24 protein-coding genes are annotated in these 22,739 nt (G+C 70.6%); 10 read left to right on the top strand and 14 right to left on the bottom strand.

Annotation, left to right across the window (positions count from 1 at the left end):
- Positions 1-13: 13 nt before the first annotated feature.
- From OG303_RS43230 to OG303_RS43215, 4 genes are all read left to right on the top strand, one after another.
- On the top strand, positions 14-1,408 hold the full coding sequence (locus tag OG303_RS43230) for an MFS transporter (RefSeq protein WP_405875380.1): 1,395 nt from the start codon (positions 14-16) through the stop codon (positions 1,406-1,408).
- The gene (locus tag OG303_RS43225; RefSeq protein WP_405875379.1) at positions 1,405-2,487 is read left to right on the top strand and encodes an L-idonate 5-dehydrogenase; all 1,083 of its coding nucleotides are present in this window, start codon (positions 1,405-1,407) and stop codon (positions 2,485-2,487) included. Before OG303_RS43230 ends, OG303_RS43225 begins: the two co-directional genes overlap by 4 nt.
- A 70-nt stretch (positions 2,488-2,557) precedes the next feature.
- Positions 2,558-3,562, top strand: coding sequence for a sugar kinase (locus OG303_RS43220; RefSeq protein ID WP_405875378.1), 1,005 nt, complete (start codon positions 2,558-2,560; stop codon positions 3,560-3,562).
- A gap of 35 nt (positions 3,563-3,597) precedes the next feature.
- The gene (locus tag OG303_RS43215; RefSeq protein ID WP_405875377.1) at positions 3,598-4,221 is read left to right on the top strand and encodes a bifunctional 4-hydroxy-2-oxoglutarate aldolase/2-dehydro-3-deoxy-phosphogluconate aldolase; all 624 of its coding nucleotides are present in this window, start codon (positions 3,598-3,600) and stop codon (positions 4,219-4,221) included.
- Between the two features lie 13 nt (positions 4,222-4,234).
- Here the strand turns inward: OG303_RS43215 and OG303_RS43210 are convergent, their stop codons facing one another.
- Positions 4,235-5,413, bottom strand: coding sequence for a cytochrome P450 (locus tag OG303_RS43210; RefSeq protein ID WP_405875376.1), 1,179 nt, complete (start codon positions 5,411-5,413; stop codon positions 4,235-4,237).
- A gap of 90 nt (positions 5,414-5,503) precedes the next feature.
- Here OG303_RS43210 and OG303_RS43205 point away from each other — a divergent pair, with 90 nt between their 5' ends.
- On the top strand, positions 5,504-6,562 hold the full coding sequence (locus tag OG303_RS43205; protein ID WP_405875375.1) for a nitrous oxide reductase family maturation protein NosD: 1,059 nt from the start codon (positions 5,504-5,506) through the stop codon (positions 6,560-6,562).
- Positions 6,563-6,611: 49 nt separating this feature from the next.
- Positions 6,612-7,640 (top strand): methyltransferase, encoded by a 1,029-nt coding sequence (locus OG303_RS43200; RefSeq protein WP_405875374.1) that lies wholly within the window; start codon positions 6,612-6,614, stop codon positions 7,638-7,640.
- Between the two features lie 74 nt (positions 7,641-7,714).
- Here the strand turns inward: OG303_RS43200 and OG303_RS43195 are convergent, their stop codons facing one another.
- The 11 genes from OG303_RS43195 to OG303_RS43145 form a co-directional block, all read right to left on the bottom strand.
- Positions 7,715-8,047 carry a TcmI family type II polyketide cyclase gene (locus tag OG303_RS43195; protein ID WP_405875373.1) on the bottom strand — a complete coding sequence of 111 codons (333 nt, stop codon included), beginning with the start codon at positions 8,045-8,047 and terminating at the stop codon, positions 7,715-7,717.
- Positions 8,048-8,069: 22 nt separating this feature from the next.
- On the bottom strand, positions 8,070-8,549 hold the full coding sequence (locus OG303_RS43190; protein WP_405875372.1) for an SRPBCC family protein: 480 nt from the start codon (positions 8,547-8,549) through the stop codon (positions 8,070-8,072).
- Position 8,550: 1 nt separating this feature from the next.
- Positions 8,551-8,805 carry an acyl carrier protein gene (locus OG303_RS43185; protein ID WP_405875371.1) on the bottom strand — a complete coding sequence of 85 codons (255 nt, stop codon included), beginning with the start codon at positions 8,803-8,805 and terminating at the stop codon, positions 8,551-8,553.
- 33 nt (positions 8,806-8,838) lie between these two features.
- Complete coding sequence (locus tag OG303_RS43180; RefSeq protein WP_405875370.1) at positions 8,839-10,089, bottom strand: beta-ketoacyl synthase N-terminal-like domain-containing protein; 1,251 nt, start codon at positions 10,087-10,089, stop codon at positions 8,839-8,841.
- Positions 10,086-11,354, bottom strand: coding sequence for a beta-ketoacyl-[acyl-carrier-protein] synthase family protein (locus OG303_RS43175; protein ID WP_405875369.1), 1,269 nt, complete (start codon positions 11,352-11,354; stop codon positions 10,086-10,088). Before OG303_RS43175 ends, OG303_RS43180 begins: the two co-directional genes overlap by 4 nt.
- Positions 11,351-11,761, bottom strand: a complete 411-nt coding sequence (locus tag OG303_RS43170; protein ID WP_405875368.1) for a cupin domain-containing protein — start codon at positions 11,759-11,761, stop codon at positions 11,351-11,353. Before OG303_RS43170 ends, OG303_RS43175 begins: the two co-directional genes overlap by 4 nt.
- Positions 11,762-11,828: 67 nt before the next feature.
- Entirely contained in the window at positions 11,829-12,971 is a 1,143-nt protein-coding gene (locus OG303_RS43165; RefSeq protein WP_405875367.1) for a SchA/CurD-like domain-containing protein, read from the bottom strand.
- Between the two features lie 126 nt (positions 12,972-13,097).
- On the bottom strand, positions 13,098-13,790 hold the full coding sequence (locus tag OG303_RS43160) for a class F sortase (RefSeq protein WP_405875366.1): 693 nt from the start codon (positions 13,788-13,790) through the stop codon (positions 13,098-13,100).
- Between the two features lie 117 nt (positions 13,791-13,907).
- Positions 13,908-14,411, bottom strand: coding sequence for a hypothetical protein (locus OG303_RS43155; RefSeq protein ID WP_405875365.1), 504 nt, complete (start codon positions 14,409-14,411; stop codon positions 13,908-13,910).
- Between the two features lie 160 nt (positions 14,412-14,571).
- Complete coding sequence (locus OG303_RS43150) at positions 14,572-16,233, bottom strand: FAD-dependent oxidoreductase (RefSeq protein ID WP_405875364.1); 1,662 nt, start codon at positions 16,231-16,233, stop codon at positions 14,572-14,574.
- Positions 16,234-16,591: 358 nt separating this feature from the next.
- A complete protein-coding gene (locus OG303_RS43145) occupies positions 16,592-17,482 on the bottom strand; it encodes a hypothetical protein (protein WP_405875363.1) in 891 nt (296 codons plus the stop codon).
- A gap of 342 nt (positions 17,483-17,824) precedes the next feature.
- Here OG303_RS43145 and OG303_RS43140 point away from each other — a divergent pair, with 342 nt between their 5' ends.
- Positions 17,825-18,442, top strand: coding sequence for a TOPRIM nucleotidyl transferase/hydrolase domain-containing protein (locus OG303_RS43140; protein ID WP_405875362.1), 618 nt, complete (start codon positions 17,825-17,827; stop codon positions 18,440-18,442).
- 306 nt (positions 18,443-18,748) lie between these two features.
- On the opposite strand, the gene OG303_RS43135 is transcribed toward OG303_RS43140, so the two are convergent.
- Positions 18,749-20,011 carry an MFS transporter gene (locus OG303_RS43135; protein ID WP_405875361.1) on the bottom strand — a complete coding sequence of 421 codons (1,263 nt, stop codon included), beginning with the start codon at positions 20,009-20,011 and terminating at the stop codon, positions 18,749-18,751.
- A gap of 306 nt (positions 20,012-20,317) precedes the next feature.
- Entirely contained in the window at positions 20,318-20,746 is a 429-nt protein-coding gene (locus tag OG303_RS43130) for a secondary thiamine-phosphate synthase enzyme YjbQ (protein ID WP_405875360.1), read from the bottom strand.
- 121 nt (positions 20,747-20,867) lie between these two features.
- Here OG303_RS43130 and OG303_RS43125 point away from each other — a divergent pair, with 121 nt between their 5' ends.
- The 3 genes from OG303_RS43125 (at position 20,868) to OG303_RS43115 (ending at position 22,704) form a co-directional block, all read left to right on the top strand.
- Complete coding sequence (locus OG303_RS43125; RefSeq protein ID WP_353962413.1) at positions 20,868-20,951, top strand: putative leader peptide; 84 nt, start codon at positions 20,868-20,870, stop codon at positions 20,949-20,951.
- 125 nt (positions 20,952-21,076) lie between these two features.
- A complete protein-coding gene (locus OG303_RS43120; protein WP_405875359.1) occupies positions 21,077-21,991 on the top strand; it encodes an ABC transporter permease in 915 nt (304 codons plus the stop codon).
- A complete protein-coding gene (locus tag OG303_RS43115; protein ID WP_405875358.1) occupies positions 21,964-22,704 on the top strand; it encodes an ABC transporter ATP-binding protein in 741 nt (246 codons plus the stop codon). The genes OG303_RS43120 and OG303_RS43115 overlap by 28 nt, the downstream gene beginning before the upstream one ends.
- Positions 22,705-22,739: the final 35 nt, after the last annotated feature.

Here is a 22,739-nt window from a genome sequence, read left to right as displayed (position 1 = left end):
AATGGAGTTCACGATGAAGGACAGCGTCATAGCCGCTCAGCAGGCGCCGTCGGCCCAACGCACCACGCGGGATCTGGCCCGCGCCGCCGTCTCGGGCTGGCTCGGCACGGCCATGGAGTTCATGGACTTCCAGCTGTACTCGCTGGCCGCCGCGATCGTCTTCAACAAGATCTTCTTCCCGGACGTCAGCCCGGCCATCGGGCTGATCGCCGCGATGGCCACGTACGGCGTCGGATACGTCGCCCGGCTCGCCGGGGCCGTCTACTTCGGGCGGATGGGCGACCGGATCGGCCGCAAGAAGGTCCTGTACCTCACCATCCTGCTGATGGGCGCCTCCACCACTCTCATCGGCGTGCTGCCCACGTACGCCGCGATCGGCATCCTCGCGCCGATCCTGCTCGTCGTGCTGCGGCTGTTCCAGGGCTTCGGCGCCGGCGCCGAGATCGCGGGGGCGACGGTGCTGCTGACCGAGTACGCCCCCGTCAAGCGGCGCGGCCTGGTCTCCTCGCTGGTGTCGCTCGGCACCAACTCCGGCACGCTCGCCGCCTCCGGGCTGTGGGCCGTGCTGCTCGGCGTGCTCAGCGAGGACCAACTGCTGTCCTGGGGCTGGCGGTTGCCCTTCCTGCTGAGCTTCGTACTGATGCTGTTCGCGGTCTGGCTGCGCCGCGGCCTCAAGGAGAGCCCCGTCTTCGAGGAGCGCCCCGACGTGGTGGACGGCGTGGCACTGGACCGGGACGAGGTCGAGTCCGCCATCGCCACGGCCGACGAGCACGAGGGCAACGTCCTGGCGGCCGGGATCCGTCAGCGCAAGGGCAGGGCGTTCTTCCTCGCGCTGGGGCTGCGCTTCGGCCAGGCGGGCAACTCCGGCCTGGTGCAGACGTTCCTCGTCGGCTACATCGCCACCAACCTGGCCGTGGGCCGGTCCGTCCCGACGGACGCGATCGTGTGGGGCTCGCTGGTGGGCTTCGCCACCGTGCCGCTGGTCGGTCTGCTCGGCGACCGTTTCGGACGCCGCGTGATCTATCTCGCGCTCACCGCGCTGACCGTCGTCCTCGCCTTCCCGGTGATGCTCCTCATCACCTCCGGCTCGACCCCGGCCGTGATGCTTGGCATGGTCCTCGGCCTGAACGTCGGGGTCCTCGGCCTGTTCTCGCTGGAGAGCGTCACGATGGCCGAACTCTTCGGCTCCCGCGCCCGGTTCACCCAGCTCGCGCTCGCCAAGGAGATCGGCGGCATCCTCGCCACCGCCATCGGCCCGGTCCTCGCGGCCACGCTCACCGCCGTCACCGGCAGTTGGTGGCCCATCGCGGCGATGCTCGTCGTCTACTCGCTCATCACCTTCGTCAGCGCGTTGCTCGCGCCCGAGACCCGCGGACGTGACCTCGTCCGGCTGGAGGACGCCGTATGAAGACCGCCATCGAACCGGCCGCTGTCGCGTCAACGACTCGCCGTATGAAGGCAGTTGTGGTGCACGGCCCGGGCGACCTGCGCATCGACGAACGGGACCGGCCGGTGCCCGGCGCCGGCGAGGTGCTGCTGGCCCTGGAGTGGGGCGGGATCTGCGGATCCGACATCGCGTACTGGAAGAAGGGGGCGTCCGGCACCGCCGCGCTCGCCCATCCGCTGGTGCTCGGGCACGAGTTCGCGGGCCGTGTCGCCGCGCTGGGCGACGGCGTCACCGGCCTGAGCGAAGGGCAGCCGGTCACGGTCCACCCGGCCCAACTGGTCGGCGACAGCACCCTTCCCGACCGCATCGCCGGCCGCACGAACCTCTACCCGCGGGTCCGCTACTTCGGCTCGGCGGCCTTCGACCCGCACACCGACGGCGGGTTCAGCGAGTACCGGACGGTCCCCGCGAGCCAGATCCGGCCGCTGCCGGACGGCGTGGACACCGAACAGGGCGCCCTGGCGGAGCCGTTGGCCGTCGCCCTGCACGCCGTCGGCCGGGTCCCCGAACTGCGCGGCCGTACGGTCCTGGTCAACGGCTGCGGCCCGATCGGCTCGTTGGTCGTCGCCGCCGCCCGACACCGCGGCGCGGGCACGATCATCGCGGCCGACCTGGCGGCCTCCTCTCTCCAAGTCGCCCGCGCCATGGGCGCCGACGAGACCCGCGACCTCTCCGCCGGCGACGGACTGCCCGAGGACGTGGACGTGGTCTTCGAGGCGTCCGGCGCCCCGGCCGCACTCGGTCCGGTCCTGCGGGCCACGGCCCGCGGCGGCACCCTCGTCCAGGTCGGCAACCTGCCCGGTACGGCCGTGCCCGCCGCCCTGGGTGACCTGGTGACCCGCGAGATCACCTGGATCGGCTCGTACCGTTTCGTCGAGGAGATCGACGACGCCCTGCGCGCCCTCCGGGACGGCCTGGGCGTCTCTGCGCTGATCACGCATCGCTTCCCGCTGGAGAGGGCCGAGGAGGCGCTCGCCGTCGCCGCCGACCCGGCGAGCGGGAGCAGCAAGGTCATGCTGCGGCTCACCGCCGGGACGTAGCCCGGCCCGCACGCCATCCGTCCCACCCAGTCCTCCACGAACTCATCGCCCCGTCCGCCAGGAGAAGCCCGTGTCCCTGCCGCTCCCTCTCCGCGCCGCCGACAAGCAGGAGCAGTCCGCCGACGTCGTGTGCGTCGGCGAGACGATGATCGTCCTCAGCCCGCAGGACGACCGCCCGCTCGCCGAGCAGTCCGCACTCGGTCTCGCCATCGGCGGCGCCGAGTCCAATGTCGCCTGCGGGCTGGCCGGCCTCGGGCATCGTGCCGCCTGGCTGAGCCGTGTCGGAGACGATCCGTTCGGCCGGCGCGTCCTGGCCGAACTCACCGCGCGTGGCGTGGACGTGAGTGCCGTGGAGACCGATCCGGAGCGTCCGACCGGCATCTACTTCAAGGACCCGGGCCCGGACCGCACGCGCACGCACTACTACCGCGGCGGATCGGCCGCGACCGGGATGGGACCGGAACTGGCCCGGCATCCCGCGCTGCGCCAGGCCCGTGTCGTGCATCTGTCGGGCGTCGCCGCGGCGCTCTCCGACAGCTGCGCCCGACTGCTGGAGGCGATGCTCGGCTGCCGCCCCACCCGTGGACCGCTCGTGTCGTTCGACGTGAACCACCGTCCCGCGCTGTGGCGCGGCGGTCGCGAGGACGCCGCGCGGAGTCTGCTGGCCCTCGCCCGCACCGCCGACATCGTGTTCGTCGGACGCGACGAGGCCGAGGAGCTGTGGGGCGCCGCCCGCCCGGACGACATCGAGGCCCTGCTCGGCTCCGCGCCCGTCGTGGTCGTCAAGGACGCCGAGTACGGGGCGACGTCGTACGTGGGCGGTGTGCGGACGTTCGTGCCCTCGCTGCCCACCAAGGTGGTCGAACCGGTGGGCGCGGGCGACGCGTTCGCGGCCGGTTACCTCACCGGCGTCCTGGAGAACCGCGCCGAACGGTCCCGGCTGCGCCTCGGGCACTTGGCGGCCACCGCCGCGCTGCGCACCAGGGACGACGTGCCCGTCATGCCGCCGCGAGCCGAGATCGACCGGTGCCTCGCCCTGGACGAGCACGCCTGGGCCACGACGGCACCTCGTTGAGACACGCCACAGTCATCGAAGGAGAACTCCCGCCCATGCAGGCCGACTTCCTCCCCCAGCTGACGCGGGACCGGGTGATCGCGGTCGTCCGCGCCCCGGAGATCCCCGACGCGGCGGCGCTGTGCGCGGCGCTGCGCGCCGGCGGCATCCGCTGGATCGAGTTCACCCGCACCACCCCCGGACTTGCCGCACACCTGCGCCGGGCGGTGGCCGACGACGGGGACGGCATCGGCGCGGGCACGGTGATGACCGCCGAGCAGGCCGAGGAGTTGATCGACGCGGGCGCCGGGTACCTGGTCACTCCCGGCTGCCGTCCCGAGGTGGCGAAGGCGGCGTCGGCCGCGGGCGTACCGGTGATCATGGGCGCCCTGTCACCGACAGAGGTCGGGCTCGCGCTCGACCTCGGCGCCGACGCGGTGAAGATCTTCCCCGCACGTGCCTTCGGCCCCCGCTACCTCCGGGACCTGGCGGGCCCGTTCCCGGACGTACCGCTGGTGGCATCCGGTGGCGTCAACGCGGAGAACGCGGCGGGTTTCCTCACCGCCGGGGCGCGTGCGGTGTGTGCCGGTTCCGAAGTCGTGCCGCCTGCCGTGGTCGCCGCCGGGGACTGGCCGGAGATCACCAGACGGGCCCGTGCCTTCACCGATGCGCTGGGGTGACGGGCCACACCTGTCACTCAGCGGGGCTGTCCCACAGCACATGCAGGGCAAGGGGCTTGCGGAAGACCAGACCGTACGGAGCTGTGGGGCGATCCGGGTCGAGACGCAGCGCGGGGAGGCGTTCGAGCAGGTGCTGGAGCGCGATGCGGGTCTCCAGGCGGGCCAGGTGGGCGGCGATGCAGTGGTGCGGGCCGTGTGCGAAGGCCAGTTGGAGACGCGCGTTCTCGCGGCGGACGTCGAACCGGTCGGGCTCGGGGAACACGGCCGGGTCGCGGTTGGCGCCCGCCAGGGAGACGGTGACCGGGTCGCCCCGGCGGACCGTGGCCGCGCCCAGTTCGATGTCGCGGGTGGCGTAACGGTCGACCACCACGGCGCCGGGTTCGAGCCGCAGGGACTCCTCCATCGCCCCGTCCAGCAGGTCCAAGTCGGCCCGGACCAGGGCGAGTTGGTCGGGGTGGCGCAGCAGCTGCAGCAGTGCGTTGGTGATCATCGCCTCGGTGGTCTCGATGCCTCCGAACATCATGACCGCGGCGTTGGACGCCACTTCGGGCAGTGCGAGCCGGCCGGCGGCGGAGACGAGGAGCGAGGAACCGCCCTGGTGGGCGACGGTGTCCTCCACCGCGGCCCGTAGCTCCGCGTACGCCGCGGCACCGTCGGGCCCCGCCTCGTGTCCGGCGGTGATCTCCGATACCGACCCCACGATGGAGTCGTACCAGGAAAGGACCGTGTCCGCGCCGGTGCCCACGAGTCCGAGTGCCTCGGTCACGACGGCGACCGCGAGCGGTCCGGCGAAGGCACGTCGCAGTTCGACGGCGCCCGCCGGTTCCAGTGCGGTGACCAGCCGGTCGGTCTCCCGCTCGATGAACGAGGCGAACCCGTCCCGCACCTGCCGAGGGCGGAAGGGGGCGTTGAAGGGCTCGCGGTGGCGGGTGTGCTGCTCCCCGTCCAGGGACAGCATGCTCGGCCCGACGACCTGCGCGGTGGAGAACCGGGGGTCGTCGACGGTGAAGGTCCCGGCGTCGCGCATCACGTTCAGCGCGAGGTCCCGGCGGGTCACCAGCCAGCCACCCAGTTCGGGCAGCCAGGACACCGGCTCGTGCGCACGGAGCAGGGCAAGTCGTGGGTGCGGATCCCGGGCGAGTTCGCCGAGCGTGGTCGCGGCACCGAGCGGGAAGGAGGCGGCGACGTTCACACCGCAGGGTAACAATCACTCTGCGCATGACACGCCACCGGATGGCCCATCATGCCGGTAAACGGCCCATCGGGTCATAGCGTTCGGAATATGAAGAAATACCGCATCGCTTACCTGATGTGCACCGCGGCGGTGGTCGGGACGGGACTTGGTGCCGCTCCGCCGGCTGCCCACCATGCGATCCATGTGGTCTGGCCGGGCCAGTCGATCCAGAAGGCGGTGGACGCCGCGAAGGCCGGAGACACGGTTCTCCTGGGCCCCGGCACCTTCCACGAGAGCGTCAAGGTGTCCACGCCCGGGCTGACCCTGCGGGGCATGGGGCACAGCACGGTGATCGAACCGAGCACCAAGAAGGCCGCCAACACCTGCGCCGAGGGCGGCAACGGCATCTGCGTGGTGGGCACCAAGGACAGCAACGTCAAGGGCGTCACCGTCGCCTCCCTGACCGTCACCGGGTTCACCGGCACCGGGGTGATCGGCATGGCGACCGACGGAATGACCGTGCGGAACGTGACCGCGGTGAAGAACGGCGTGTGGGGCATCGCCCAGGAGCGCTCCGTCCGCGGTGTGTTCCAGTACAACACCGCCCGGGACAACGGCGACGCGGGTCTGTTCCTCGCCAACACCATCAAGGAGGAGCAGGGCGCCGCGGACACCGAGGGGACGGTGGTCGACGGCAACCGGCTGGAGGGCAACCGCATCGGCGTCACCGTCCGGCGGCTGCGCAACCTCACCGTCGCGCGCAACCACCTCACCGGCAACTGTGCCGCGGTGTTCGTCGTCGGTGACGAGAACAAGCCGAAGGCCGGCGCGCTGAGCGTGCGCGACAACTACATCGCGCGGAACAACAAGTCGTGTCCGAAGACGGCCCGACTGGACGCGCTCCAGGGCTCCGGCATCGTCCTGACGGGCACCGAGGACGTCGCGGTGACGGGGAACGTGGTCAAGGACAACGCCGGCAAGTCCCCGCTGTCGGGCGGCATCGTCCTGTTCAAGAGCTTCGTGGGCACCACCAGCGAGCGCAACCGCGTCAGCGGCAACGTGCTCAAGGACAACTCCCCCGCGGACCTCGTCAACACGGACCAGGGCAAGACGAACACCTTCCAAGGCAACACCTGCCGCGCGTCCAAGCCCGCGGGCCTGTGCTGACGCGTCGCTCATGACCCACATGTGAACCCGAGAAGGAAGGAAGCGGCACATGACGACCGCACAGACCGCCCCACCGCCGTCCATGCGGCTGAGGGAGCTCGCGTTCGCGGCGGCATGTGCCGCCGCCGTCCGGGCGGCCGCCCGGCTGGGAGTTCCCGACGCCCTCGGCGACAGCCCGATGACCGTGGAGGACCTCGCGGCCGCGGTGAAGGCCGAGGCCCGGCCGCTGCGCCGGCTGCTGCGCACCCTGTCCTGCTACGGCGTCTTCACCGAGCTGCCGGACGGGACCATCGCGCACACCGACGTCTCCCGGTTGCTGCGCGAGGACGACCCGAACAGCCTGCGCGCCATCTCCCTGTGGTGCACCGAGCCGTGGACCTGGGACGCCTGGTCGCGACTCGACGAGGCGGTGCGCACCGGGCGCAACGTCGTCGAGGACCTGTACGGCAAGGAGTTCTTCCCCTATCTGAACGAGGACGCTCCGGAGTCGGCCGACGTCTTCAACCGCGCCATGACGACCTCCAGCGTGCAGTCGGCGCGGGACGTCGCGGAATTCCTCGACCTGTCGGGGAGTTCGTCGGTCGCCGACCTCGGAGGCGGCCAGGGGCACGTGGTGGCGAGCCTGCTCGACAAGTACCCCTCGATGCACGGCACTCTGCTCGACCTTCCCCGGGTGGTGGAGAACGCGGTGCCGAGACTGCGGGCCGGAGGCGACCTCGCGGACCGTGCGCGGATCGTGCCCGGTGACGTCCGGGTGGCCGTCCCCGTCGAGGCCGACGTCTACGTCATCAAGAACATCCTCGAGTGGGACGACGAGAGCACCGCGCGGACGCTGCGCAACGTGCGCGAAGCGGGTGGCCCGGGGGCTCGGGTCGTGGTCATCGAGAACCTCGTCGACGACTCGCCCTCGATGCGGTTCAGCACCGCGATGGACCTGCTGCTGCTCCTCAACGTCGGCGGTGCCAAGCACACCACGGAGAGCATGGTCAGCCGGTTGACGGAGGCGGGTCTGGTCATCGACGACATCCGCCCGGTCAACCCCTACCTGCACGCGTTCGACTGTCACATCCCCGCCTGATCGGACCGCGTCCACGCAGAACACCGGCCGCCGGGAGCTTCGCGGGGCCCGGCGGCCGGTGAGATCGGGCGGCGTCAGCCGGCCGGGTCGCGCTCCCAGAGGTAGAAGCGCTGCGCCATGGCGTCCTTCGGGGAGCGCCAGGTCTCGGGGTCGTACGCGCTGACGTACGCGGACAGCCGCTCGCTGACGTCCCGGAACTCGGGATGCGACGTGACCTTGGCGATGGCGGGGCCGGGCTCGCGCTCGGACTCGATCAGGTGCATGTACACATCGCCGAACTGGAACAGGCTGCGCCGGACCACTCCGACGAGGTGCGGCAGCTCTCCCCGGTCGGACTCCTGGAACACCTTGGCGATGTCGGGAGCCGCTCCCGGAGCCATACGGGCGACGATCAGGGCTTGGTGCATGGGGACTCGTCCTCCGTCCGGCTCAGTCGGTCAGGCCCGGCGTGGCCCCGCGCTCGGCGGCGGCCTTCTCGATGCGGTCCCGGATCAGACCCATCTGGACCTTGGAGTTCCGGTTGATGTTGTCGGTCATCCAGGCGTCGTCGACCGGCGCTTCCGGCTTCATCGCGAAGTCCTGTGTCCAGACCATCCGCGTGCCGGCCGCCACCTCCTCGTACCGCCAGTGGATGTCCATGTGGGCGAAGGGGCCCGTCTCGACCCGGCGGGCCTTGACGGTGAGCTTCTCGCGGTCCGGCTCGCGCTCCGAGACCCAGCTCCACACGGTGCCGTTCTCGTCCGGGTGCATGGTCAGCCGGAAGGTGGTCTTCCGCCCCTCCCGGGACAGGACGTCGACCGACGCGTACTCGCTGAACAGCTGCGGCCAGTTCTCCAGATCGTTGGTCATGTCCCAGACCAGGTCCAGCGGTGCCGCGATGGTGATCTCGTTCTGTGTGTGTCCGGTCATCTCACGCTCCTGTCATGAGGGCACTGTTGACGAGGTCGAGGAACTGGCGGGGCGACTTGGAGCGTTCGGCGTCGGGAGGCATCGGTGTGCCGTACCGGTTCTCCAGTTCGCCCACGATGCCCAGCAGACCGAGCGAGTCGACGCCCAGGGTGTCGAAGCCCGGGTCGCGCTCGCGCAGTTCCTCCGGGGGGACGGTGACGCCGGCGGACTTCTTCATGAGTTCGGCCAGCTCTTCCACAGTGATGCGGTCAGTCATGCGATTGCTCCTCTACTGCTCCACGGCGCCTCGTTACGAGGCGTCGGTGGCGCCGTGCCGCAGCACCAGCGCCGAGTTCGATCCCATGAGTCCCCGGCTCAGGACCAGTGCCGTACGCAGCTCGGCGGTACGGGCCCGGCCGGTCACGAGGTCGAGGTCGTGGCAGATGTCGAAGACGTTGGGGGTGGGGGGGATCACGCCGTGCTCCATGGCGAGCACCGCCGCCGCGGCGTCGAGTACGGGCGCCGCTCCGTAGCCCCGGCCGATGCCGGTCTTCGGCGCCGTGACGGGCACGCGTCTGCCGTGCGCGCCGAGGGCGTCGGCAATCGCGAGGGCCTCGGCCCGGTCCGCCTCCGGCACTCCGAGGGCGTCGGCGAAGACCACGTCGATCTCCTCGGGAGCGCAGCAGGCTTCGTCCAGGGCGCCCAGGATGGCCTGGGCGAGTCCTTCCCGCGACTGCTCCCACCGGGAGGCGCCCGTGAACGTCGCCGCGTGTCCGGCGAGGACCGCCTGCACCCGCGCACCCCGTGCCCGGGCCGAGACCTCGTTCTCCACGACGAACATGGCGCCGCCCTCTGCGGGCACGAATCCGCAGGCCGCGGAGGTGAACGGACGGTAGGCACGGGTCGGGTCGTCCGCGGTGCTGAGCTCCTCGTAGCCCAGCTGGCAGACCACGGAGTAGGGGGCGAGCGGCGCCTCGGTCGATCCGGCCACGATCACGTCGGTACCGCGCCGCACGGCCCGCGCCGCGTGCGCGAGCGCGTCCAGACCGCCGGCCTCGTCGCTCGCGACGACCGAGCAGGGGCCCTTGAAGCCTCGGCGGATGGATATCTGGCCGGTGCTCGCGGCGTAGAACCAGGCGATGGACTGGTACGGGCCGACGAAACGGCTGCCCTTTCCCCACAGCTGTTGCAGTTCCCGCTGCCCGAACTCACCGCCGCCGGAACCGGCCGCGGTGACCACGCCCACGGAGAACGGGGCGTCGTCGGTTTCGGGCCGGCTCAGGCGGGCGTCGTCCAGCGCGAGGTCGGCCGCGGCCATCGCGAAGTGCGTGAACCGGTCGGTCTGGACGAGGTAGCGTTCCTCGACCGCGGCCGCCGGGTCGAAGTCGCGGACCTCGCCCGCCACGCGCAGCGGCAGGTCCTGGCAGCCTTCGCGGGTGACCCGGTCCAGGACGCTGATGCCCTCCTTGGTGGACTTCCAGAAGGTTTCCGTACTGGCTCCGTTGGGCGCGACCACGCCTATGCCGGTGATGGCCGCGCGCCGTGGATGCGGTTCGCTCATCGTGTCTTCTCCCTCGGCCGGTTCAGGACCACCGCGGACTGGAAGCCGCCGAACCCGCTGCCCACCGAGAGCACGCTGTTGAGCTTCCGCTCGCGAGCGACGCGCGGGACGTAGTCCAGGTCGCACTCGGGGTCCGGCGTCTCGTAGTTGGCGGTCGGCGGGACGGTCTGGTGGGCCAGGGCGAGCACGCAGGCGACGAGTTCGATCGCTCCGATCGCGCCGAGGGAGTGACCCACCATGGACTTGATGGAGCTCATCGGCGTGTCGTAGGCGTGCGGGCCCAGGGCCCGTTTCACCGCGGCGGTCTCATGACGGTCGTTCTGCTGGGTGCCCGACCCGTGCGCGTTGACGTAGTCGATCGCCGTGCCGTCGAGCCCGGCGTGGTCGAGGGCGACCTCGATGGCCTTGGCCATCTCCAGGCCCTCACGGGTCAGGCCGGTCATGTGGTAGGCGTTCCCGAAGGTCGCGTAGCCGCCCAGCTCGCAGTACACGTGCGCGCCGCGGGCCCGGGCATGCTCGAGCTCCTCCAGGACGAGTACCGCACCGCCTTCGCCCATGACGAACCCGTCCCGGTCGGCGTCGAAGGGACGCGAGGCGTGCGCGGGGTCGTCGTTGTGCGCGGAGGTGGCCTTGATCGCGTCGAAGCACGCCATGGTGATCGGGGAGATCGGGGAGTCCGAGGCGCCGGCGATGCAGATGTCGGCCCGGCCCTCCTCGACGGTGTGGAAGGCGTACCCGACCGCGTCGAGCCCGGAGGTGCAGCCCGTGGAGACGGTCTGCACCGGGCCGCGCGCCCCGAACCGTTCGGCCACCGTCGAGGCGAGGGTGCTGGGCGCGAACGCGCGGTGCAGCTGCGGTTCGGCCTCCTGGGGGTCCACGTCCCAGCGCTGCCCGTGATGGCTGACCAGGACGTAGTCGTGCTCCAGCCGCGTGGTGCCGCCGACCGCGGTGCCCAGGGAGACCCCGATCCGCCAGGGGTTCTCCCGGTCGAGGTCGAGACCGGCGTCCTGTACCGCTTCCGCGCCGGCGACCAGGGCGAACTGTATGTACCGGTCGCACCGTGCGGTCTGCTCGGCGTCCAGTCCGTGCGCCGCCGGGTCGAAGTCGCACTCGGCCGCGATCCGCGAACGCAGGCCGGACGGGTCGAAGAACGTGATGCCCCGCGTCGCCGTGCGCCCGGCGGCCAGGAGATCCCAGAACGCCGATGTGCCGATGCCGCCCGGGGCGACGATGCCTATGCCGGTGACGGCCACTCGTCGCGTCATGAATGGACCTCTGCGACGGTTTCGGTCTCCTCGGTGTCGACGTGGCCGAGCTGCGGGCGCGGGGCCAGCGGACCGAGGTGGAAGACGATGCGGGCCTCCACGTTGCCGACGTTGCGGAAACGGTGCTTCAGGTTGGCGGGGATCATGAGGCCCTGCTCGGGCCGCAGCGGATGGGGGACGCCGTCCAGGTCCACCTCCAGGTCGCCGCACAGGACGTACACGAACTCCTCGGAGTACGGGTGGTAGTGCTCACCGATGCGGTCGCCGGGCTGCACGATGGCGACGCCCATGAATCCGCTGGTGGAGCCGACCGTGGCAGGGGTGAGCATGGCGCGCAGGTCACCGCCGCGCCGACGGTTGGGCTCGACCTCGCTGAGGTCCACGATTCTGGGACGGGATGTGATCACGACGTTCCTCCGATCAGGTCCTGCATCGACGTGGGGGGTGTGGCCGGCACAGCCATGTGAGGGCGGTTCAGGCTTCGGGCGAGCGACGGTCGGTGACGAGATCCATGCGGGCGAGCCGCACGAAGCGCACGAGCTCGGCGTCCTTCGGCGCGGACGCTTCCGTGTCGAACGTCGTCAGCTGCACCACCTGCCCGGGGTCCGCGAGGCCGAGGGCCAGCGCCGGGTCGGCGGCGTCGAGTCCGCCGCGCACGTCGATCAGCCGTACGACGACGTCGTCGCGCTGGAAGATCGTGCTGCGCAGGACAGGGCCGCTCGGGTCGTCCGCCGCCGCCGCGTCCTGACGGGCCAGCAACTCGGCCAGGCGCATGCCGCAACCGGGCCGCGCAGGGTACGACAGGGCGTACCGCTCCGCCTCCAGGTCCTGCTGCTCCGCAGTCACGTGGTGTACGGCGGGCAGCGCCGCCCGGGTGAAGAAGACGCGGGCCGACTCGGGGTCGTTGAGGTCCCGGTCCTGCTCCAGATACGGGTTGATGGCCTCCTCGACGGCGCGCACCTCGGGCTGCCGGGAGACGTGGCGCAGCGCGGCGAGCAGGTCGCCCCGCACCTCGATGGCCCGCACGACCCGGTTGCCGTGCATGAACAGCGACGTACGGCACAGCCGGGTGGCGTCGTCGACCTTCGGCTCGGGCGAGGCGTAGTCGGCGAGGATCTTCGCGACCTTCTCCTCACTGCCCGGCTTGACGGTGAAGGTGAGCGCGTGCCGGATCAGGCCGTCGCCGATCCTGGGGGACGCCTGGAGCCGGCGCTTGCCGGACTCGGCGTCCACCGCCGGACCGCCGGTCTCGCGGACGATGTGGAAGCGCAGCGACCGGGTGTCCCGGACACAGCTGTGCAGCGGCTCTACCATCCGCACGTGTTCCTCGCTGTTCACCCAGGCGAGGAACGGCGGGGCGCTCTCCCACTCGCTGGTGATGAGCCACTGGGAGGGGTTCTCGATGGACTGGCACAGCTGGTCGCTGACGTGTCCGGGGACGGACGCGACCTGGTTGCACAGGAGCTCGTAGGCCTCCAGGAACTGCTGCTGGGCTCCGTCGTAGACGTCCACCAGCAGGACGACCCGGAGCCGGGAACCATCGAAGACGGACTGGGAGACCCGTGGCGACACCTGTCGCGTCAACGGACCGGAAACACGTTCGGACGTGGTGGTCATCCTGCGCACATCTCCTTCGCGGAGGCAGAAGTGGTTCTTGGGCCGCGATGATGCGGCGTCAGCGTTCCTCGATCGTGTGCCCGTCCCCCGCAGCGCGCGACTCGTATGAACTACGCGGGTGATCTCTCAGATGAGATGGGCGAAAACCACGAGGTTGTCGGTGTAGTCCCGGACGGATCGGTCGTAGTCCCCCGCGCAGGTGATGAGCCGTACCTGGGCCTGGGGGGTGTCGGCGTAGACACGGTCGCTGGGGAAGTTGTCCTTCTCGAAGGTCTCCGAGTCGTCGACCCGGAAGGTCGCCGTGCTCCCGTCGGCCCGGTCGACGTAGAAGACGTCGCCCTTCGCCAGTTCGCCGAGGTTCGCGAAGACGGCCGCGGACGTCTTCGTGTCGACGTGCCCGGCGATGATCGAGGTCCCGGCCTCTCCGGGGGAGGCTCCGTCGACGTGCCATCCGACGAGGTTCGTGTCGGCGGCGGGCGGAGGTTCCAACTGCCCGGTGGGGCCGATGAAGAGGTCGGTGAAGGGCGCGTCGACCCAGATCTTCGGGATGCGCAGGCGCACGGGCCTCGACCGGGACAGATGCTTTCCCACCGGCTGCCCGGCGGGTGGAGCCGACGCGGCGGTGTGCGGGGCCGACCTGGCGGGCTGCGGTGCGCTCGCCGGCCGGGACGCGTCGGTCGAGGTGTCCTGACCGCTGATCAGGCTCGCCGCCAGGACCAGGCCGGCCGCGGCGCACATCATCATCGCCCCTGAGCGGGACGATCCCTGTCCGGCGGGCGCCGGTTCGTCGTCGGTGGGGGAAGAAGGGGGAGCTGCCATCGGAGACCACCTCACTCAGGCACGGCAGCGGAGCGGACGAGGTACGCGGTGAGCGAGCCGGGCCGCCACATGGAGCACGGGTGGCGGCCGCGGCTGCGCTATCGCATCCGGCATGGGTCAGGCCGGGCTTCCGGCCAGCCTCTTGCGACGCGTCGCGTACAGGCCCGTTGCGGCGACGGCCAGCACGGCCAGCCCGCCGGCGGTCGCCGTCGGCGCGGCAAGGGCCCCGCCTCCGGTGTGCATCCCGCCGCTGGGCTTCTCGTGCCCGCCACTCCAGGAGTCGTTGCCGCCGCCGCTGTCGTGGTCGCCGCCGCTCCAGGAGTCCTTGCCGTGCTCGCTGTCCTTGTCCTTGTAGGTCTCCGGGTCCGTCTTCGGGTCCCGGGCGGTGGCCCAGTCGTCGCGGTCGTTCACCGCGGTCAGCGCACCGCCACCGGTGTGCATGCCGCCACGCGGTGCGTCGTGCTTGGTGTCCTTGTCGTGCTCCTTGCTGTACGAAGAGCCGTCCTTGTACGAAGAGTCGTCGTGATCCCAGTCACCCCCGGCTGCGAACGCACCGGGTGCGCCGATGGCGAGGACGGCCGAAGCCGCCGCAGTGGCCAGGATCATGCGAGCAGAGCGCATAGTGGTCCCTCCGTCACGACCCGGCAGCTGCGACTTCGTCAGCTGACTTGACCGGGCCCCGACGTGATCCACCGTCAGCCAGTCGTCCCGACGCCACCAGTCGGGACGATCACCCGGGTGAAGCGGCAAAGCTTCACCCGGGACGCCGCCCATCGGGTGATCAGGCCAGTGACAGACCCCTTTTCAGGACGTTGCGCAGCACCGATTCGGCATCCGGATCCGGGCCGGGCGATCGCCATGCGACGAATCCGTCGGGCCGGACGAGTACGGCTCCTCCGGGGGTCGTGCCGTGGCGCTCCGCCCAGTCGGCGTCGCCTTCCGGAACCAGTTCGGCCCCGGGTCCGGTGCCCACTCGGTACGACCTGATCGGGACTGACATCTCGTCGGCGAGGCGGGCGGCGGCCTCCTGCCAGCCACTCGGGTCCTCGGCATCGCTGAGAAGGACCAGGGACCGCTCGTAGAGGTCGAGGGTGGAGATCCGTTCGGCTCCGTGCCTCACCCACATGTGTGGCGCCCGGCTGCCGGGCTCGCCGGTGAGATCGAGCTTCTCCGGAACGACCGCGGTCGCGGGGTCGGTGCCGACGACGGCGCCGTTCGGGTACCGGTAGCCGAGGGCGACGTTGAGGATGCCTCGCTGCGGCCCCCCACCTCCGCCGGCGCCGGGCGGCGGGGCGAATCCGGGGTGGCTGTGCTCGGCCGACCGGACGGCGGCCCGGGCGCTGGTCGCCTCCGCCACCGGGCGGCGCTCGGCGTCGTAGGTGTCCAGCAGGCCCTCCCCGGCCCAGCCGCCGACCACCGCGGCCAGCTTCCACGCGAGGTTGTGCGCGTCCTGGATGCCGGTGTTGGAGCCGAAGGCCCCGGTGGGCGACATCTCGTGGGCCGAGTCACCGGCCAGGAAGACGCGTCCGGACCGGTAGCTGCGGGCGACGCGCTGGGCGGCGTGCCAGGGGGCCCGGCCGGTGATCTCCACGTCGAGATCCGCGACCCCGACCGCGCGGCGGATGTGCTCGATGCACCGCTCGTCGGTGAACTCCTCGAGCGTTTCGCCTTGTTCGGGGTGCCAGGGGGCGTGGAAGACCCACTTCTCCCGGTTGTCCACCGGCAGCAGCGCACCGTCCGCGTCCGGACTGGTCAGGTAGCAGACGATGAAGCGGCGGTCGCCCACGACATCGGCGAGGCGGCGGGAGCGGAAGGTGACGCTCACGTTGTGGAACAGGTCGCCGGGGCCGCTCTGCCCGATGCCGAGCTGCTCCCGGGCGGGGCTGCGCGGGCCGTCGGCGGCGACGAGGTAGTCCGCGCGGATGGCGGTGTGCTCCCCCGTCTCACGGCTCTTGACCACGGCCGTGACGCCGGTGGGGTCGCTGTCGAACGACAACAGTTCGGTGGAGAAGCGAAGGTCGCCGCCGAGCGCCTTGGCGTGGTCGAGCAGGACCGGCTCCAGGTCGTTCTGACTGCACAGGCACCAGGCGCTGGGGCTGAAGCGGGCCAGTCCGCCGCCGGGGTCGATCTCCTTGAACAGCCACTCGCCCGCGTCGCCGACCAGGGTGGGCGTCTGCAGGATGCCGTGGTTGTCGGCCAGGGTGGCGGCGGCCTCATGGATCGCCGGCTCGGCGCCCGCGACCCGGAACAGTTCCATCGTGCGGACGTTGTTGCCGCGGCCGCGCGGGTGGATGGAGGTGCCGGAGTGACGCTCCACCAGCGTGTGCCGCACCCCCAGCCGGCCCAGGAACAACGAGGTCGACAGGCCGACCAGGGAGCCGCCGACGATGAGGACCGGGACCCTGTGGGTGTGATGGTCGGCTTGATCGGCTCGTTCGTTCATCACTCTCGCCTCCGCACGTCTTCGTCCACCGTCCGACCGGATCCGGCCGGGGTCCTCATGCATGCCCCGGGAAACGGACGGCGGCTCAGGCTTCACCCGCCTGTCACCCGGTGGGCAGGTCAAAGCGTGTGGAAGGCGGGGCGTGAGTACGACGAGGGGCGATCAGGCAAGGAACGACACACGATCTGACGGTTCGTATTTTCGAGATTCGTCGGGTCGCGTGATGGGTCCCGTGGGCTGCGGGAAAGGTCCCGTGGGCTGCGCGAGGATCCGCACTCCTCTCCCCAACTCCCTTACTTTTCCGTTGAGTTCAAATCTGGAGGGTGTGAGATCACAAGCGACCGGCGCTCGGCAGGCATCATCCGCCGTCACGGGACACAAGGCGTTCCAGGGAGGTGGCCGCCGTTTTTGCTCGGCGTCGAGCATGGCGGACCTGACGCCCCGTCTCCTGCGCCTGCTCGCTTGCCGTGCGCTCGTCGGCGCGAGCCTGCTCGAGTTCCTTCTCCGTGCGGCTCAGCTCCTGCGTCAGGGCCTCGACCCGCTTCTGCAAGGCGGCCCGCCGTTCTTCGGCGCCCCGCGCCTGTCGGGTGGCTTCCTCCGCCTCCGCCTCGCGCGCCCGCAGGTCGCGGTCTGCCTCCTCGGCCTTGTGCCGGGCCTCGTCGAGTCGCTGACGATGCCGCTTCTCCGCAGCAGTCGTTTCGCTTCGCCTTGACGGCGGGGGTTCCGTCGCCGCGGTGGGCGGGCCGGTTCGTCGACGCGGTGGCTTGGCCGTGGTGGCGGGGAAACCGATGGTCGGGCTGAGCGGCTTGGCGAGGCGGCCCGAGGCCCACTGCCGGGCCGCGTCGGGATCGGCGAGTACCGCCTGCAGCGTCTCTCGGACCTCGCGCTGGGCGTCCTGACCGATGGGGTGCCCGGCGTCCGCGGCCAGCTGCGCGGCCTGGCGGGACAGCGCACCGATCAGCATCCGCTGCTGGTGCACGAGTGGGCGTAGCTGCTCTCCGTCCAGATCGCGGTGAGCTCGACGCAGGGCCTGGCCCAGATCGATCAAGGGCTGGACCTGGTCGCGCTCCTCACGCACCAGGATGTTGCCGGCCCAGGCGGACAGGCTGGGGCGGCGCAGCCGGTCGATCTCCTCGGCGAGCGCGCGCTCGCCGGCCGAGCGGGCTGCGGCGGCACGCTCGGAGCGGGCGGCGATGAACTGCTCCGGTCGCAGTCCGTAGAGCTCTTCGGCGACAGCGTCCAGGTCCACCGGTGTCCTCCCTGCGGGCCAACGGCGTCACGCATCATTTTTCACTTTAGCCACGTTTGGGCGATTGGCGCGTGGCCAACCGTGCCGACTGGGACGAGCGCGTTCCGATGCATGGCGCAGGCCGCTTCTGCCCCTTCTACGATCTTCCCGGCTTCGTCGCAGGCCTGGACACGCCCCGGGACTTCGAGCTCGCCGAGGCCGGCGACCTCAGCGGCAGGCCCCTACTGCTCGTGCAGGAACAGAGGGGATGCGCGAACCGTGTCATCACACAGACGCCGGCGCTGGTCGGGCGGGCCCATATATTCCGTGCCGTGGCGGTCGGTTGGAGTGCAGACTCGCTCCATGGCGGACATCTGGGCGTTCCGGGATGCGGTCGGCCGCTGGGCGGCCGGTGGTCCCGGCGAGCCGGCGAGTGACCTCGCTGTTCAACTGGGGCTGCGGACGGCGGTGTTGCTGGAAGGGCCGAGTGACCTCGCGGCCGTCGAGGCACTGGCCGCTCGGCGTGGCCGGGACCTTGTCGCCGAAGGGGTGTGCGTGGTGTCGATGGGCGGCGCGATGAGCGTCGGCCGGTACGCCGGCCTTCTCGGGCCGCCCGGCCTCGGCCTGCGCCTGACCGGACTGTGCGACGAGCGCGAGCAGCGCTACTACGAGCGGGGCCTGAAGCGGGCCGGGGCGCCGAACCCGGGCTTCTTCGTGTGCGTGGCGGACCTGGAGGACGAGCTCATCCGCGTGCTGGGCACGGCGAGGGTCGAGGAGATCATCCAGTCCGAGGGGGACCTGCGTGCCTGGCAGACATTCCTCCGCCAGCCCGCGCAGCACGGTCGGCCCCGGCAGCAGCAGGTGCGGCGCTTCCTCGGCACGAAGAAGGGCCGCAAGATCCGCTACGGCCGTCTCCTGGTGGAGACCCTCGACCCCGGACACGCACCGGCCCCGCTCGACGACCTCCTCGCGAGCCTGTGACCATCGCACGAAAGCGCGACCACAGCCACCTCGGCGACTCCGCCCCGCCGCCCGTCGAAGGTGACCGGCCGACCACGAACGGCCGTACTGCTCCTGCCGTTTGCCCAACCCTTCGTAGGCACTGGGTTGTTGGGCGGCCTCCCAACTCGCCGAGCAGGCAAGCCCGGCGGTTCTTCCGCTGATCTTCGTGCCTCGCCACAGGCCGCAGCGCTCGGCTCGGGTCCGGCCAACCAGCCCCGCGGCAGCGGCATCTGAGGGACAGTCATACGGCCCAGCCGGTGCAACGTGCATCAGGCCGTGCCATGGCTACACCGCGTCGGCCGCCGTAGCGCTCGGCGCCTGTGTCCCTGTGTTGCCGAACCGGATGCCCTTGGCCTCCTTGCCCACAAAGCTCAGCACGATCACCAGGGCCAGGGCGGGCAGCACGGTCCACGCCATTGCCGACGGATAGCCGTGGCGCTCGGCGATGGCCTCCTGGATCGGCAGGTTGAGCGCGGCGATCAGGTTGCCGAGCTGATAGGTGACGCCCGGGTAGAAGCCCCGGATCGAGTCCGGACTCATCTCGGTCAGGTGCGCGGGGATGACGCCCCAGGCTCCCTGTACGCACATCTGCATCAGGAAGGAGGAGAGCATCAGCCAGCCCACCGTGCTGGACAGGACGAAGAAGGGCACCACGACCAGGCCCCCGGCCGCCGCGATCATGATCGTGCGACGGCGCCCCAGCTTCTCGGAGAAGGCACCGAGCAACGCACCTCCGATGATGGCGCCGATGTTGTAGACCACGGCGATGGCGATGGAGGTGTCCGGGGACAGGCCCAGGCCCTTCTTGATGAAGGTCGGGTAGATGTCCTGGGTGCCGTGCGACATCCAGTTGAAGGCGGTCATCAGCGCCACCAGGTACACGAAGCGCCGCAGCACCGCCGGGTTCTTGAACACCTGGTACGCGGGCGTGCGGTTGACCTTGACGCTCTTCTCCCACACCTCGCTCTCCTCGACCCGGGTGCGCACCCAGAGGGCGACCAGTGCGGGCACCAGGCTGAAGGCGAACAACCCGCGCCAGCCGAAGGCGGGTTCGATGCCGAAGAACGCCACAGCGGCGAGCAGATATCCCAGCGAGTAGCCGCTCTGCAGCAGTCCCGACCAGAAGCCGCGCCGCTCGGCCGGGATCTTCTCCATGGCGAGCGCCGCACCCAGGCCCCACTCGCCGCCCATTCCGATGCCGTACAGCAGGCGCAGCACCAGCAGCACGGCGTAGTTCGGGGCGAAGGCGCAGGCGAATCCGACGATGGAGTAGAAGACCACGTCGACCATGAGCGGCAGCCGGCGGCCGCGGCGGTCCGCCCACATGCCGAAGATCAGGGCACCGACCGGCCGCATCACCAGGGTTGCGGTGGTGAGGAAGGCCATGTCGGTGAGGGAGACATGGAACTCGTCGGCTATCTCGCTGTAGACGAGTACGACGAGGAAGTAGTCGAAGGCGTCCATCGCCCAGCCCAAGTAGGCGGCTACGAACGCGTTGCGCTGGTCCTTGGTGAGACCCGTTGCCTGCTCTCGGACGGTCTTCAGCATCCCAGCCCTCCCACGGTTCAGCAGGTGAGGCTAGGTGCGACCTACGAAGGGATCAACGCAAGGACCGGCAAAGCACGGGCCACGGTTGCACAAAAACGATGCCCGGCTCACGGCGCGGCGCCGGCAACCTCGCTCGCGCCGAACGCCGCATCATCCACGTCAGGACCCCGGTCACCAGCAGCCCCTTCCGGCCACTGCCTCCCCGCTCCCCAGAGACAGACGGACAGCAGGCACACACCACGACCACGGTGTGCAAAGACCCGGGAACATATGGATCTTCGGCGCGCGCCAACTACCGTCCGCAGATCAGGAACCCGCAAGGAAGGTGAAACGCACCTTCCGCTCCGGATTGTCCTTGTTCGTGTCCACCAGACACACCGACTGCCAGGTCCCCAGCTCCAGCCTCCCGTCCACCACCGGCAGCGTCGCATGCGGCGGTACGAAGGCCGGGAGGACGTGGTCGCGGCCGTGGCCGGGGCTGCCGTGGCGGTGCTGCCAGCGGTCGTCCGCCGGGAGCAGGGTGTGCAGGGCGGCGAGGAGGTCGTCGTCGCTTCCGGCGCCCGTCTCGAGGACCGCGATGCCGGCAGTTGCGTGCGGCACAAAGATGTTCAGGAGTCCGTCGCGGCCGGCGGCCGCCTCCCGCAGGAAGGACTCGCAGTCGCGGGTCAGGTCGACGACCCTCTCCGTGGAGCCGGTGGCGACGTTCAGCACTCGGGTGGTGAAGGCATCTGACATGCCCCCATCCTGACCCATTCGCCGGGTTGCGCAGGTCAACGACGGCTCGCCGGTTGATACGAGGGGTCCACTCCGCGAGACGCCATTGACCGTGCACCGACGACCTGGCTACTTTCGCCCCATGTTGCGTTCAGTCATGCTCACCACGCGCGGTCACATCGACCTGCTGCGGGTGGCCTCCGCCGCGTGTCGCCGCGGCTGCTGACGCCTTCGCCTTCCCCTTTTTCCTTCTTCGCCATCACTGCGTCCTGCCCGCACGCCCAGTCGTGACGTGGCGGCACTGAGGCGTACCCCCTCCCTCACCGGCCGCTCTCCTCCCGTGGAGCACCCATGAGCATCAGCCATGCCCCGCCCGGCTCGTCCGGACCCGATATTTCGCCTATATCAACATCGAAGGGGGCCGAGGCGGTCGATCAGGTCGACGCCCACGACCCGGTCTCCCTCGACCTGACCCCCATCGTCCCGACCTCCTCCCGCCGCACCCGCGTCCCGCGCTGGCTGCGTCGCACCGCCGGTCCCGTCCTGCTGCTCGTCCTGTGGCAACTCCTCAGCTCCACCGGCGTGTTGACCTCGGACGTACTGGCCTCGCCCGGTCGGATCGCCCAGGTCGCCTCGGATCTGATCGACGACGGTTCGCTGGCCTCCGCCATGGGCACCTCGCTCCAGCGCGTGGCGTACGGGCTGCTGCTCGGCACCGTCATCGGTACCGGACTCGCCCTGGTCTCGGGCCTGTTCAGGATCGGCGAGGATCTGGTGGACGCGCCCGTGCAGATGCTGCGGACCGTGCCGTTCGTGGGCCTGATCCCGCTGTTCATCATCTGGTTCGGCATCGGCGAGGCCCCGAAGGTCGCCATCATCACGCTCGGCGTGACCTTCCCGCTCTACCTCAACGTGTACGCCGGCATTCGCGGTGTGGACGCCCAACTCATCGAGGCGGGCGAGTCGTTGGGGCTGTCGCGGTGGGGGCTGGTGCGGCACGTCGTGCTGCCGGGGGCGCTGCCCGGCGCGCTCACCGGGCTGCGCTACTCGCTCGGCATCGCCTGGCTCGCGCTCGTCTTCGCCGAGCAGATCAACGCGGACGCCGGTATCGGCTTCCTCATGGTGCAGGCGCGGGACTTCCTGCGGACCGACGTGATCGTGGTCTGCCTGATCGTCTACGCCTTCCTCGGCCTGCTGGCCGACTTCATCGTCCGCTCCCTGGAAAGGCTGCTGCTGCAATGGCGACCGACGTTCACCGGCCGGTGAGCCCTCAGACGGCCGTACGCGTCGAGGGGCTGACCCGCTCCTTCGACGGCCGCGCGGTCATCGACAACCTCCAACTCGACGTCCGGCCCGGCGAGTTCGTCGCTCTGCTGGGCCGCAGCGGCTGCGGCAAGTCCACCCTGCTGCGCATCCTGGCGGGCCTCGACCGCGACATCGAGGGCACCGTCCTGGTGCCGCGCCGCAAGGCCGTGGCCTTCCAGGCGCCCCGCCTGATGCCGTGGAAGAAGGTGTGGCGCAACGTCCTGCTCGGCCTGCCCGGCAAGCCCGAACGCTCCCTCGCCGAGCAGGCTCTCAAGGAGGTGGGCCTGGACCAACGCTCCGACGCATGGCCCAAGACCCTCTCCGGCGGCGAGGCCCAACGCGCCTCCCTCGCAAGGGCGTTGGTGCGAGAGCCCGATCTGCTGCTGCTCGACGAGCCGTTCGGCGCCCTCGACGCGCTCACCCGCATCAAGGCGCAGCGCCTGGTGGGCGAGTTGTGGCAGCGCCGGGGCTGCGCGGTGCTGCTGGTGACACACGACGTCGAGGAGGCCGTCCTGCTCGCCGACCGCGTCCTGGTGATGGACGACGGCGTCATCGCGCACGAGCAGCGCATCGACCTCGAGCGCCCGCGCGACATCACCGACCCCCGGTTCGCCGAGCTGCGCGCCGGCCTGCTGGAACGGCTCGGCGTCGACACCGCCGCCGAAGCCGCCTGAACTTCCCCTCCCTCACCCCCAGTTCCACAGAACGG

The organism is Streptomyces sp. NBC_00005 (assembly GCF_045160215.1).
Taxonomy (GTDB): Bacteria; Actinomycetota; Actinomycetes; order Streptomycetales; family Streptomycetaceae; genus Streptomyces.
The sequence above is the reverse complement of the archived record's forward strand: the minus strand, read 5'-3'. Positions and strand labels throughout refer to the sequence as shown.